9 protein-coding genes are annotated in these 12511 nt (G+C 72.0%); 7 read left to right on the forward strand and 2 right to left on the reverse strand.

The genetic code is table 11. From position 1 onward, the window contains the following. Genes G9272_RS15085 through G9272_RS15100 form a run of 4 tightly spaced genes read left to right on the forward strand, consistent with a single transcriptional unit; the run spans position 1 to position 5252 of the window. The gene (locus tag G9272_RS15085) at positions 1 to 1014 is read left to right on the forward strand and encodes a zinc-binding dehydrogenase (protein ID WP_171397067.1); all 1014 of its coding nucleotides are present in this window, start codon (positions 1 to 3) and stop codon (positions 1012 to 1014) included. A gap of 13 nt (positions 1015 to 1027) precedes the next feature. Beyond that, positions 1028 to 2269, forward strand: coding sequence for a polyketide synthase (locus G9272_RS15090; RefSeq protein ID WP_171397068.1), 1242 nt, complete (start codon positions 1028 to 1030; stop codon positions 2267 to 2269). A 53-nt stretch (positions 2270 to 2322) separates the two neighbouring features. Continuing rightward, a complete protein-coding gene (locus tag G9272_RS15095) occupies positions 2323 to 2751 on the forward strand; it encodes a nuclear transport factor 2 family protein (protein WP_171397069.1) in 429 nt (142 codons plus the stop codon). A gap of 44 nt (positions 2752 to 2795) precedes the next feature. Further along, positions 2796 to 5252, forward strand: a complete 2457-nt coding sequence (locus tag G9272_RS15100) for an AMP-binding protein (protein ID WP_171397070.1) — start codon at positions 2796 to 2798, stop codon at positions 5250 to 5252. A gap of 58 nt (positions 5253 to 5310) precedes the next feature. Here the strand turns inward: G9272_RS15100 and G9272_RS15105 are convergent, their stop codons facing one another. Then, positions 5311 to 6261, reverse strand: coding sequence for a M28 family metallopeptidase (locus tag G9272_RS15105; protein ID WP_171397071.1), 951 nt, complete (start codon positions 6259 to 6261; stop codon positions 5311 to 5313). A gap of 601 nt (positions 6262 to 6862) precedes the next feature. Here G9272_RS15105 and G9272_RS15110 point away from each other — a divergent pair. After that, positions 6863 to 7930 carry a glycoside hydrolase family 5 protein gene (locus tag G9272_RS15110; RefSeq protein WP_171397072.1) on the forward strand — a complete coding sequence of 356 codons (1068 nt, stop codon included), beginning with the start codon at positions 6863 to 6865 and terminating at the stop codon, positions 7928 to 7930. A gap of 144 nt (positions 7931 to 8074) precedes the next feature. Here G9272_RS15110 and ligA read toward each other — a convergent pair whose 3' ends face one another. After that, positions 8075 to 10204 carry an NAD-dependent DNA ligase LigA gene (ligA, locus tag G9272_RS15115; protein WP_253267804.1) on the reverse strand — a complete coding sequence of 710 codons (2130 nt, stop codon included), beginning with the start codon at positions 10202 to 10204 and terminating at the stop codon, positions 8075 to 8077. A gap of 91 nt (positions 10205 to 10295) precedes the next feature. Between ligA and G9272_RS15120 the strand changes: the two genes are divergently transcribed. Both G9272_RS15120 and G9272_RS15125 read left to right on the forward strand, forming a co-directional pair. Continuing rightward, the gene (locus tag G9272_RS15120) at positions 10296 to 11168 is read left to right on the forward strand and encodes an LLM class flavin-dependent oxidoreductase (RefSeq protein WP_171401992.1); all 873 of its coding nucleotides are present in this window, start codon (positions 10296 to 10298) and stop codon (positions 11166 to 11168) included. A 132-nt stretch (positions 11169 to 11300) separates the two neighbouring features. Beyond that, entirely contained in the window at positions 11301 to 12461 is a 1161-nt protein-coding gene (locus G9272_RS15125; RefSeq protein WP_171397073.1) for an FAD-dependent oxidoreductase, read from the forward strand. The last annotated feature ends 50 nt before the right edge of the window (positions 12462 to 12511 follow it).

Consider the following 12511-nt stretch of genomic DNA (forward strand, 5'->3'; position numbering starts at 1 on the left):
ATGCCGCACGTACGTGGCGAAGCCGCCGTTCTCGTCGAACCCGGGCGCCTGGAGGTGGCGGAGGTCGCCTTCCGGGAGCCGGCCGAGGGCGAGGTCCTCGTCCGCAACACCGTCGCCGCCATCTGCGGCAGCGATGTGCACCGGGTGCGCGCCGAGTCCCCCTTCTTCCGGGACATGCGCGACCACCCCTACCCCTGCCCGGCGGGCTACCCGGGGCACGAAGGCGTCGGGGAGGTCGTCGAGAGCCGGTCGGCCCGCTTCTCGCCGGGCGACCTGGTGCTCACCGTGCCCAACCACGCCTACATGGCGTCGTTCGCCCGCTACCAGACGATCGCCGACCGGTTCCTGCTGCCGGTGAAGGGCACCGGGGCGCCGACCGTCCAGCTGATGGCGCAGCAGCTCGGGACGGTCGTCTTCGCGCTGAAGCGGTTCTGGCCGGAGCCCGTGCCGGAGGGATCGACGGCCGCCGTCGTCGGCGTCGGCTCGGCGGGGCTGCTGTTCCAGCAACTGCTCAAGCACCGCGGGTTCGAGAAGGTCGTCGCGGTCGACCTGGAGCCGGGGCGGCTGGCGGTGGCCCGTTCTCTGGGCGCGGACGCGACCGTGCACGTGCCCGGGCAGAGCGCCGAGGAGGTCGTCATGGAGGCGACCGGCGGCAAGGGCGCCGACCTGGTGGTCGAGGCGGCCGGCACCGACGGAGCGCGCGAGCACGCGATGCGGATGGTCGGCCAGCACGGCCGGCTGGGCTTCTTCGGCATGCCAGAGGACTACGACATGCGCATCCCGTACGCCCATCTCTTCGTCCGCCAGGCGCAGTTGATCACCGCGGTCGGCGGCGCCCAGCTGGAACCCGGGCTCCCCTCCTTCCGGACCGCGCTGGAGCTGATCGGGGACGGCTCGATCCGGGTCGACGACCACATCACCCACACCTTCGACATCAAGAACATCGCCGACGCCTTCGACCTCGCGCACAACCGGCAGGACGACGTCGTCAAGATCGCGCTCACTTTCGGCTGACGGGAGGACAGGCATGTCGGAACTCGCCAAGCACTCGGCCCCGGTGGCCGCCATCGGCGTCGGCGGCCGCTTCGCCGAGGCGCCCGACGTAGGGGCGTTCTGGGACAACCTCGTGGCGGGCCGGGACTGCTTCCGACGGGAGCCGGTCCCGGTCGTGGAGGACCTGGGCGAGGACCGGCTGCGGGTCCACTCGTGGGGGATCGCCCCGCACCGGGACACCTACGACCACACGCTCGTCGGCGTCGAGGGCCTGGACCCGCAGCACGGCATCCTCCAGGAGTCGCTGTGGCAGGCGGCGGAGGACGCCGGGGTCAGGCTGTCGGCGATCGCCGACCGGACCGCCGTCTACGCCGGCTGCGCCCGCACCAAGCATGTGCCGCGGGCCGCCTTCGACGACGTGGTGCACGTCGACCCGACGTTCGCCGGGCCCTACTTCTCCTATCTCCAGGACCTGTGGGGCGAGTCGCTGATGCTGGACTCGGCGTGCGCCACCTCCACGGTGGCCGTCCAGCTCGCCTGCCAGAGCCTGCGGGCGCACGCCTGCGACTACGCGCTGGCCGGGGCGGTGGCGATCCAGGAGGACGCCGACGGCTCCTATCTGCGGACCCCGCGCAGCATCTACTCCACCGAGGGCATCGTGCGCCCCTTCGACCGCCGTCACAACGGCGTGGTGCCCGGCGACGGCTCCGGGGCCGTCCTGCTGCGCAGACTGGACGACGCCCTGCGCGACGGCGATCCGGTCTACGCCGTCATCCGGGGCGGCGCCGTCACCAACGACGGGCGGGCCAAGCCCGGTTTCGTCATCCCCGGTGTCGACGGCAAGGTCCGCGCGGTGCGCCGGGCGCTGGAGGCGGCGGGGCTGACCGGGGCCGACGTCGACTACGTCGAGACGCACGGCGTCGGCATCCCGCTGAACGACCAGATCGAGGCGACCGCGCTGATCGAGGCCCTCGGCACCGACGGGCCGCCGGTGGCGGTCGGCTCGGTGAAGGCCTCCGTCGGCCACTGCGACACCGCCGCCGGCATGGCGGCCCTGATCAAGACGTGCCTCGCGATCGACCGCGGCTTCCTGCCCGCGACCCCGAACACCGAGGTCCCCATCGAGGAGTTCACCGGGCGCGGCGAGCGCTTCGGCATCCTCCCCGAAGGCCGCGCCTGGCCCACGAACGGCCGCCCACGCACGGCCGGCCTGATGTCGGCCGGCGTGGGCGGCACCAACGCCTTCCTCGTCCTCGAGGAAGCCCCGGCTCACTGACGCCGACCCACCGACCACTCATCGGTTTCCGTTTCCCTTTTCGAGGAGCACGCATGTCCGTCACCGCCGACCTCTACATCGAGGTCAAGAACTTCTACGCCCGCCAGATGCGCGTCCTGGACGACCTGGACATCGAGCGTTTCACCGCGACCTTCACCGAGGACGGCTCGGTGGCCCACCCGCACCGCGGCGAGAAGGTGGAGGGCCGCGAGGCGATGCGCACCAAGATGAAGAGCATGCTCCCGATGTACGAGGGGCTGGTCACCCGGCACTGGTTCGACCACTTCCTGATCGAGCAGGCCGAGGGCGACGGCCTGCGCGTCACCTACTACTCGCTGGTGACCCAGACGAACACGCAGGACGAGGTGCACTTCTTCTCCTCCTCCAGCGTCGAGGACCAGATGGTGCGCGAGGAGGGTGAACTGCGCATCCGGGAGCGGGTCATCCACCGCGACAACCCCAAGTACGGCCGAGTGATCTGACCCCCGCCCGCGCATCCGTGAACCGCTGAAGGAGGGCAGAGCAGATGGCAGAGCAGCCCGCAGAGCAACTGGCGGAGCAGCCCACGGAGTCCTGGGAACCGCCGCCGGCCGAGTGGAACGACACCGCGCGGCCGTTCGAGGACCAGGTGAGCATGATCGACCTGATCGAGCGGCGCGTCCGGGAGTCCCCCGACGCTCCCGCCGTCCGCCTCGGCGAGGGGGAGGTCAGGACGTACGGGGAACTGTGGGCCGACTCGGGCCTGCTCGCCCGTTTCCTCGCCGGTCACGGGGTGGGCCGGGGTGCGTTCGTGGGCATCCTGCACGAGAACTCGTGGGACAGCGTGCTGGCGGTCGTCGGTGTGCTGCGCACCGGCGCCGCCTATGTGCCGCTGGACGCGCGCTGGCCGGCCTCCCGGATCGCGGCGCCCGTACGCCAGTCGGGGATCGGCTGGATCGTCACCGGCCATGCGCTGGCGCGCCGCGCGGAGGAGGCCGGGCAGCTCGCGGGCTCCGGCGTGCGGCTGGTCTGCACGGATCTGCGGGCCGCGGCCCCGGACCCGCTGGACACGGAGGCGGTGGGCCTGCTGTGGGACGCCGTCGCCGAGGACGAGGACCTGGGCCGGGCCTCGGGCTTCAACCAGAACCCCGGCGACGGGATCTCCGCCGCGCAGATCGACACCTACGTCTCGCACGTGCGCGACCTGGTGCTGTCGGCCGCTCCGGCGGAACGGCGGCCCCGGGTCGTCGAGGTGGGCTGCGGTGCCGGTCTGATCGCGGGGGCGCTCCGGGACCGGGTGGCCGGCTACACGGGCGTCGACGTGTCGGCCGTCGCGCTGGAGCGGGCGGGGCGGGAGGCCGGCGAGGGGGCGCGGTTCGTGCGGGCCGCGGCCGCCGACCTCGGGCGGGTGGTGGCCCCGGCGAGCGCGGACGTCGTCCTCCTCGCGAGCGTCGCGCAGTTCTTCCCCGGGTTCGAGTACCTGCGGTCCGTGCTCCGGGACGCCGTGGGTGTCCTGGCGCCGGGCGGAGCGGTGGTCCTCGCGGACCTCGCCGACCTCGCGGAGCCGGGCGAGGGCCCCGACTCCGGTCATCTGCGGATGCCCGCCGAGTGGTTCGGGCACCTCGCCGCCCAACTCGGCCTGCCGGTGCGGGCGGAGATCCACCGGCGCGGCGGGGACGACTGGCCGCCGGTCCTGCGGGACCGGTACGACGTCGTCCTGCGCCTGGCGCCGCACGGCACGACCACCCCGTACACGCCGGTGATCAGCGCCTGGAGCGACGTCGAGGAGGCCCGCGCCCTGCCGCTGCCGGCCGGCCCCGGCGCCGACGACACCGCGTACGTCATCTTCACCTCGGGCTCCACCGGCGTGCCGAAGGGCGTGTCGGTGCGCCACCGCAGTGCCGTCAACGTCATCCAGTGGGTGAACGAGACCTACGCGGTGGGTCCGGACGACTGTCTGCTGTGGGTCACCGCGCTCACCTTCGACCTGTCCGTCTACGACCTGCTCGGCGTGCTCGCCGCGGGCGCCAGCCTGCGCGTGGTTCCCGCCGCCGAACTGTCCGACGGGGAGCAGCTGCTGGACATCATGCTGAGCGAGCCGATCACCTTCTGGGACTCGGCGCCGGCCGCGCTCGGCATGGTGATGTCCTTCGCCGACGAGTCGTACGGGACCGGTGAGCCGGACGGGACCGGTGAGTCGGGCGGGACCGGTGAGCCGGGCGGGACGGCGGTGGGCGCCCGGGTGCCGAGCCTGCGCCTGGTCTTCCTCAGCGGCGACTGGGTGCCGCTGGCCCTGCCCGGCCGGGTCCGGGCCCGCTTCCCGCGGGCCCACGTCGTGGCGCTGGGCGGCGCGACCGAGGCGACGATCTGGTCCAACCACTTCGACGTCGGCGAGATCGACCCGGCCTGGACGAGCGTCCCGTACGGCAAGCCGATCCAGAACGCCCGCTACTACGTCCTGGACGGCGACCGCAAACCGTGTCCGATCGGCGTCGAGGGCGATCTCCACATCGCGGGCGTGGTCGTGGCCGACGGGTATGTCGGCGATCCGGAGCTGTCGGCCGCGAAGTTCACGGCCGACACCGTGAGCGGCCTGGTGGACGAGTCCATGTACGCCACGGGCGACCGGGCGCGCTGGATGGCCGACGGCAACCTGGAGTTCCGGGGCCGCCGGGACGACCAGGTCAAGGTCCGCGGCTACCGGATCGAGCTGGGCGAGGTGCTGGCCGCCCTGCGTCAGGTGCCGGGGGTGGTGGACTGCGCGGTCACCACGCTGCGGGGCGACGACGGACCGCAGATCGTGGCGGCCGTGGCCGTGGGCGGCTCGGAGCCGTCGCCGGGCGGCGGGTTCGTCCGCCGCCACCTCGCGCAGTGCCTGCCCAGCTACATGCTTCCGGAGCATGTCCTCGTCCTGCCGGCCCTGCCGGTCGGCCCCACGGGCAAGGTCGACCGGGAGCGGCTGGCCCGCCTGGCCGCCCGCCCCCGGAACCGCCGACGCACCTGAGAGCCGAGGGGGGACACCCGGCAGGCGCCGGATGTCCCCCCTCGCGGCCGCACAGGTCCTAGCCGCGCACGCCCAGCTTCCACACCATCGCGGCGACGGCGTCGCTGTTGACGTCCAGGGCCCGCCGGTCGATGTTGGCGGGGGTGTCGCAGGCCTGGTGGTAGCACTTGTCCATGGCCTCACCGGCGGTGCCGCCCCACTTCGCGGCCTGCTCCGGGGTCTTGATCTCGGCGGATCCGGTGAAGATTCCGCCCACCGCGACCCCCTTGGCCAGGAACGGCTCGTGATCGCTGCGGCCGTTGAGGGCGGTCGCGGGCTCGGTGGGGATGCCCTTGGCGCTGAAGTACCGGTCGAAGTGCCGGGCGACCTCCGGGCTCTGGTCATAGACGAAGTACCCGGGGTTCGGTGAGCCGATCATGTCGAAGTTCAGATAGGCGGTGATCTTCGACAGTTCGGCCGCCGGCAGGGTGTTCACGTAGTGCGTGGACCCGATGTAGGTCTCCTCCTCCGTTCCCCAGAAGCCGAAACGGAGGTGCTGGGAAGGGTTGACGTTCTTCGCGGAAACCGTCAGCGCGGTCTCCAGGATCGCGGCGACGCTGGATCCGTTGTCGTTGATTCCGGGGCTTGTGTCCACCGAGTCGAGGTGCGCCCCGACCATGAGGACTTTCCCGGTCCGACCGCCCCTGGGCCAGTCGGCGATCAGATTCCAGCTCTTCTTTCCGCCGAACTCGAATTCCTGGAGCGAGGTGGTGAATCCGGCGGCGTCCAGCGTCTTCTTCACATAATCGACGGAGGCCTGATAACCGGCCGTGCCATGGGCGCGGTTTCCGTTGTTCGCGTCGGAGATCCGCTGGAGCGCGTCCAGGTGCCGCATCACTCTGGAGACCGAGATGTCGGGCGCCGCACCTGCCTGAGCAGGCTCTTCCGCATGCACACCGACCGTTGTCAGGAGCAGGACGGACAGTGTGGACGCCGCAACGACGGCCGGACGGGACGGCTTGAAAGGCACAGCTGATTCCCTTCTCGGTGCAAGCAATTGATCTTCCTGAATGCTTCCACGAAGCCCGTACCAAAGCCAACAGACTTCAACAGACTTCACAAACGGAACCGTCCGGACGCTCCTTTTCCGCCAGGTCGGCCACAACGGCTTTCTTTCCAGAAAGCCCACCGGAAATCACCTGTCAACGAACGCCGCCACGCCGAAAAAGCGCGTGAATTCATGACGCGTTTCGCACGGTCGAGAACAGACCCGGCAGAACCGCGGAACCGAACCGCGGAACCGAAGCTCGGACTCCACCGGGCTCGTTCGCGGGACCGGAACGCCGGACACGGCACCGCACCGCACCGCACCACACCGACGGCCGACGGCCGACAGTCGACCCTGCCCCGTCGGGCCCGCCGCCCCGCCCCACCCGCCACCGGGGGCAACGGACGTTACGCGCCCGAAACCTTGACGATCACATCGCCGGGTGCCACGATTCCGGCGCCGCCATGTTTACGTAAACATCAGCCACCTCGGGACTGTGATGTTTACGCAAACATCGCGTGGCGGCCGCCGCCCAGCCCGCGCGTCCCCCAGCGCCGAGCCGCCTCTCCTGAAAGGGCACGTCATGCGCAAGACCCCCACCAGAGCCTCCCGCACCCCCCGCCTGCGCGCCGCCCTCGTCGCGGTCGCCGTCGCCGCCGTCACCGGCACGACCCTGGCCGGCAGTCCGGCCGTCGCCTCCTCCGGCGCCGCGCCGACCACCGACACGACCCAGTTCAAGGGCGTGAACTGGGCCGACCCGCGCGACAACTTCGCCGACGACCTCCTCCAGCTGTCCGGTCTGTCGACCACGGACACCTACCGGCAGACCTACGCGAAGGCGACCCGGATCATCGCGGCGTTCCGCGCGAACCTCGGCGCCAACACCGTGCGGCTGCCCATCAACCCGTACACGGTCAACGGCGCCTACTGGAAGTCCTACCGCGGGGTCATCGACGCGGCCTCGGACCAGGGCTTCAAGGTCATCGTCTCCTACTGGGAGGGCACGGGCGCCCAGAAGGACGGCTACATCGACGACACGGCCACGTACTGGCCGATGTGGGACACCGTCGTCAAGGCGTACAAGAACGACAAGCGCGTCTACTTCGAGCCGATGAACGAGCCGCACGGCTACACCGACACCGAGTGGGCCGACATAGCGGCCAAGTGGCTGTCGACGTACTCGAAGGTCCCGCGCAACCGGGTGTTCGTCAGCGGCGCCGGCTACAACGACCACGTCACCTCGGTCTGCGCCGACCCGCGGCTGAAGGGCACGTACCTCTCCCTGCACCACTACGGGTTCTGGAAGGACTACGCGACCTACGACCAGTGGGTGGCCGACCTGAAGGTGCGCATCGGCGACTGCGCGAACCGGACCGTCGCGGACGAGTTCGGCGCTCCGATGACGACCGGCCTGAACTACAACGTGAAGACCCCGGACGACAACTTCGTCAACTACGTCCAGGCCGTCACCGACACCTTCCGCGAGCTGAAGATGGGCTCCGTGTACTGGCCGGGTCTGCGCACCGACGACACGTACTCGGTGCAGACCCTCACCGGCACCACCGCCCGCCCCTGGCTGGCCACCACCAACCAGTCCGGCGCCGACCGCCTCGCCTGGGCGTGGGGCCGCGGCAAGCCCGTCAAGGGCTGAGGCGCTCGAGCGTCCGGGCGTGAGCCGCCTCCCGTGACCGGTCCCCGGTAGCGGCTCCCAGCGCGCCCGGCGCGCCCGGCCCGACCGATCACCGTCACCGGGCCGACCGACCTGACTCGGCCGGCCCGGTGACGGCTTCCTCGTCTACATCGACGGTTCCCCGCCGGGGCCCGCGTCGACGTAGTCGGCGACGAGAGCGGCGAACTCGTCGGGCGCGGCGAGCCGGACGCCGAGGGTCTCGGCCTTGGTCCGCTTGGATCCGGCGCCCTCGCCCGCGACGACCAGGCTGGTCTTCTTGGAGACGCTGGACGAGGAGCGGCCCCCGGCACGCTCGATGAGTTCGTTCATCTGGTTGCGGCTGAGCTTCTCCAGCGCCCCGGTCATCGCGCCGGTGACGACCACGGTCATCCCGGCCAGCGGCCCGGCAGCGGCGACGGCCTGCGCGCTCTCGCCGTCTCCCTCGCCGTCGGCCGCGTCGGGTGTCACCGGTGCGGGCGGGGTGGCGCCGGGCTCGGTCATGTTCACCCCGGCGGCGACGAGTCTGTCGATGAGCGGGGCGAGTTCGGCGAGTTCGGCGACGATGGACGGGGCCTTCTCGGTGCCGATGCCTTCGACCTGCTGGATCGCTTCGGCGTCGGCGGCGCGCAGCAGGTCCATGGTGGCGAAGTGGCGTGCGATCCGGCGGGACATGGAGCGGCCGGTGCCGCGGACGCCGAGGGCGCACAGGACGCGGGACAGCGGCTGGTTCTTGGCCGCGGCGAGCGCCGCGAGGAGGTTGTCGGTGCTGGTCTCCCCCATTCGCTCCAGGCCGAGGAGCTGGTCGCGGGTGAGCGCGAACAGGCCGGCGAGGTCGGTGACCAGTCCGGCTTCGACGAGCTGGACGACCCGGGTGTGGCCGAGGCCCTCGATGTCGAGCTGGTCGCGTCCGGCGGCGTAGGAGAGGGAGGCGACCAGGTGGCAGTCGCGGCCGTTGACGCAGCGCCAGCGCTGCTCGCTGGTGTCGATGCCCGATCCGCAGCGCGGACACGCCTCGGGGAAGACGATGGGCTGTTCGTCGCCGGTGCGCAGATGGGCGACGGGCGCCTCGATGCGGGGGATGACGTCTCCGGCCCGGTGGACCATGACGTGGTCGCCGAGGCGCAGGTCTCGGCGGGTGATGTCGGCCGGGTTGTGGAGGGTGGCGTAGGTGATGGTGGAACCGTCGATCTCGACCGGCTCCAGGACGGCGCGCGGGGCGATGATGCCGGTGCGGCCCACGTTCCACTCCACCGCCAGCAGCCGGGTGATCTTCTCGACGGCGGGCAGTTTGTAGGCGGTCGCCCAGCGCGGGGCGCGTGAACCCGAGCCGGCGGCCCGCTGGTCGGCGGCGAGGTCGGCCTTGACGACGATCCCGTCGATCCCGAACGGCAGCGAGGCGCGCAGCCCGGCGATCTCGGCCACCCGGGCCAGGACCTCCTCGACGGTGCTCGCGGTGATGCCGGGCACGGCCGTGGTCGCGGTGGTGTTCACGCCGTAGCCGCCGGACCGGGTCATGAGGTCGCTGTGCGCGCTCTCCTCCAGCAGCGCGGCCAGCGCCGGTTCGGTGTCGTCCAGGGGCAGCAGGCCGTAGCCGAAGAAGGTCATCGGCACGGTGTACGCGCGTTCCCTGGCGCGCAGGGTGCCCGCCGCGGCGTTGCGCGGGTTGGCGAACGGCGCGCCGCCGTGCGCGGTGCGTACCTCGTTGGCGTGCTCGAACTGGGCGGTCGTCATCAGGACTTCGCCGCGCACCTCGACGGTGACGGGCTCCGCCAGCTCGTCCGGCAGGCCCTCGACGGTGCCGATCGCGTGCGAGACGTCCTCCCCGGCCGTCCCGTCGCCGCGGGTGATCAGCCGCGTCAGGCGGCCGCGGGTGTAGCGGGCCGCGATCGCCAGACCGTCCAGCTTCGGCTCGACACTGAACCGGGTGACGTCGTGGCCGACGCGCCGGGTGAGCGAGGCGGTCCACGCGGTGAACTCCTCCGCGGAGAACACGTTGTCCAGGCTCAGCATCGCTCTCGTGTGCGGGACATCGCCCTCGACCGCTCCGCCGGCGACCTTGCCGGTCGGCGAGTCGGGCAGCACCTGCTCCGGGTTCTCGTCCTCCCACGCCGCGATGGCGCGCACCAGCCGGTCGTAGGCGTCGTCGTCCAGCACCGAAGTGCCACCCGCGTAGTAGGCGGCCGACGCCTTCACCGCGTCCTCGATCGCCTGCGCGTAGGCGACGGCGTCCACAATCACTGCACCGGGTGTTGTCATGCCTCACATCCTGCCTGCCACCACTGACAACGCCCGGATACGCCGTTGATCCACCCGCCGCCCACCCCATAGGTTCCGGGGCATGACGAACGTGACGAACGTACGGGTCGGTGTCATGTACGACCGCGACTGGGCTCCCGAGGAGTTGCCCGGGTTCGCGCGGCGGGCCGAGGCGCTCGGGGTGGACGACCTGTGGGTGGTCGAGGATCTCGGCTGGAACGGCGGGGTGTCGGCGGCGGCCGTCGCGCTGGGGGCGACCGAGCGGCTGCGGGTGGGTATCGGGATCGCACCGGCGCCGTTGCGCAGTCCGGCGTTGCTGGCGATGGAACTGGCCACGCTGGCCCGGGTGTTCCCCGGGCGGCTGGTGGCCGGGATCGGGCACGGGGTGCGGGAGTGGATGGAGTCGGTCGGTGTCGCTCCCCGGTCGCCGCTGGCTCTCCTGGAGGAGACGATCACCTCCGTGCGCGCGCTGCTGCGCGGTGAGCGGGTCGAACTGGAGGGGCGTGAAGTACGGCTGGACGGCGTGCGGTTGGTGCATCCTCCGGTCCAGGTGCCGCCGGTGGTGGCGGGCGTGGTCCGTCCCCGCTCCCTCGAACTGTCCGGCCGGGTCGCGGACGGCACCCTGATCGCCGAGGGGCACGGCCCGCGGGACCTGGAGAACACCCGGGCCCTCACCGCCAAGGGCGGAGCCGGCCCCGACCACACGCTGACCGTGCTGTCCTTCGCCTGTGTGGGCGACGACCCCGAGCAGGTCGCGCGGATCCTGCACCCGCACACCGAGGGCCACGGCGCCTGGCTGGGCCGTCCGCAGGACGAGGTGTTCACCGTCTCGGGCACCCCCGCGCAGGCCGTCGCCGACATCCACGCCCTGAGGGACTCCGGCGCCGACACCGTCGTCCTGCGCATCGTCGGTCCCGAGCCGCTGCGCCAGCTCGAAGCCGTCCTGACGGCTTTCGGACGCTGAACGGGTGAACGGGCGGCCCGGATCGGCCATGTGGTGCCCGGCCGGAACTCCGGGCCACCGTCCGGGCGTTCTCCCGTGGGTGGCGTACGACGACGGGGCCGTGCGCCCGTGAGCGGAACAGCGGGGTGAGCCATGGCGCGCCTACTGGTCATCGGCGGCGGGATCGCCGGCACGGCGGCGGCTCTGGCGCTGCACAAGGCGGGGCAGGAGGTCGCCGTGTACGAGGCGCATCCCGACTCCGCCGAGGACATCGGCGCGTTCCTCACCCTCGCGAGCAACGGCCTGCGGGCCCTCGCGCAGCTCGACGCGACCCCCGCGGTCACCGCGATCGGCTTCCCGCTCACCACCATGCGGCTGCTGGACGCCGAGGGCGGCGAGGTGGCCCGCGCTCCGCTCGGCGAGGCCGACGACCCCGGGCTGCGGTACCGGTGCCTGCGCCGCGGCGAACTCAACACGGCCCTCCAGGCGGAGGCCGCCCGCCGCGGCATCGGTGTCGTCCACGGTGCCCGGCTCGCCTCCGTCGAGAGCGGTTCCGAAGGCGTCACCGCGCACTTCACCGACGGCAGCACGGCGACGGGCGACCTGCTGCTCGGCGCCGACGGCCTGAACTCCACGGTCCGCCGGGTCACCGCCCCCGCCGCACAGCCCCGATATGCGGGACAGCGCGTCTTCTACGGCTACACCGCCCTCGGGCCGGCGGCCGGGGAGGACGAGGCCGCGTGCATCACGATGATCCGTGGCAGCGCGGCCGCCTTCGGCCACACGACGTCACCGGACGGGGAGACGTACTGGTTCGCCCGGGTCACCGCCGACGTCCCGCTGACCGCCGACGAGATCGCGCACGCCACCCCCACCCAATGGCGTGACCTGCTCGTTCCGTTGCTGCGCAAGGACGCCACGCCCGCCGCGGACATCGTCGCGGCCACCACGGCCCCCGTCCTGGTCACCAACGCGACCGAGATGCCGTGCGGCACGCCCTGGCGCTCCGGCCGGACCCTGCTCATCGGCGACGCGGCCCACGCGGCCTCCCCCGCCACCGGGCAGGGCGCCTCCATGGCCCTGGAGGACGCGGTGATCCTCGCCAAGTGCCTGCGCGACGCCCCGGACACCGAGTCCGCGCTCACCCACTACGAGGCGCTCCGGCGCCCCCGCGTGGAACACAACACGACCGTCAGCGGCAACATCTCCCGCGGCGTCCACACCCCACCGCCCCGCACCCCCGGGAACGCGCCCCCGGCCCGGCCCGTCGAGGAGCTCACCCGACAACTGGAGTGGACCGCCGCCCTCCGCTGACCGGCACCGGCACGAACTCCCGCCGCCGCAAGGCGACTTACCCCGGTGCC

It is taken from the genome of Streptomyces asoensis (genome assembly GCF_013085465.1).
In the GTDB taxonomy this organism is placed as follows: domain Bacteria; phylum Actinomycetota; class Actinomycetes; order Streptomycetales; family Streptomycetaceae; genus Streptomyces; species Streptomyces cacaoi_A.

What these genes read in the sequence shown, in the direction of transcription:
- G9272_RS15100 (WP_171397070.1), top strand. Translation starts at nt 2,796, where the DNA reads ATGGCAGAGCAGCCCGCAGAGCAACTGGCGGAGCAGCCCACGGAGTCC.
- G9272_RS15125 (WP_171397073.1), top strand. Translation starts at nt 11,301, where the DNA reads ATGGCGCGCCTACTGGTCATCGGCGGCGGGATCGCCGGCACGGCGGCG.
- G9272_RS15095 (WP_171397069.1), top strand. Translation starts at nt 2,323, where the DNA reads ATGTCCGTCACCGCCGACCTCTACATCGAGGTCAAGAACTTCTACGCC.
- G9272_RS15110 (WP_171397072.1), top strand. Translation starts at nt 6,863, where the DNA reads ATGCGCAAGACCCCCACCAGAGCCTCCCGCACCCCCCGCCTGCGCGCC.
- G9272_RS15085 (WP_171397067.1), top strand. Translation starts at nt 1, where the DNA reads ATGCCGCACGTACGTGGCGAAGCCGCCGTTCTCGTCGAACCCGGGCGC.
- G9272_RS15090 (WP_171397068.1), top strand. Translation starts at nt 1,028, where the DNA reads ATGTCGGAACTCGCCAAGCACTCGGCCCCGGTGGCCGCCATCGGCGTC.
- ligA (WP_253267804.1), bottom strand. Translation starts at nt 10,204, where the DNA reads ATGACAACACCCGGTGCAGTGATTGTGGACGCCGTCGCCTACGCGCAG.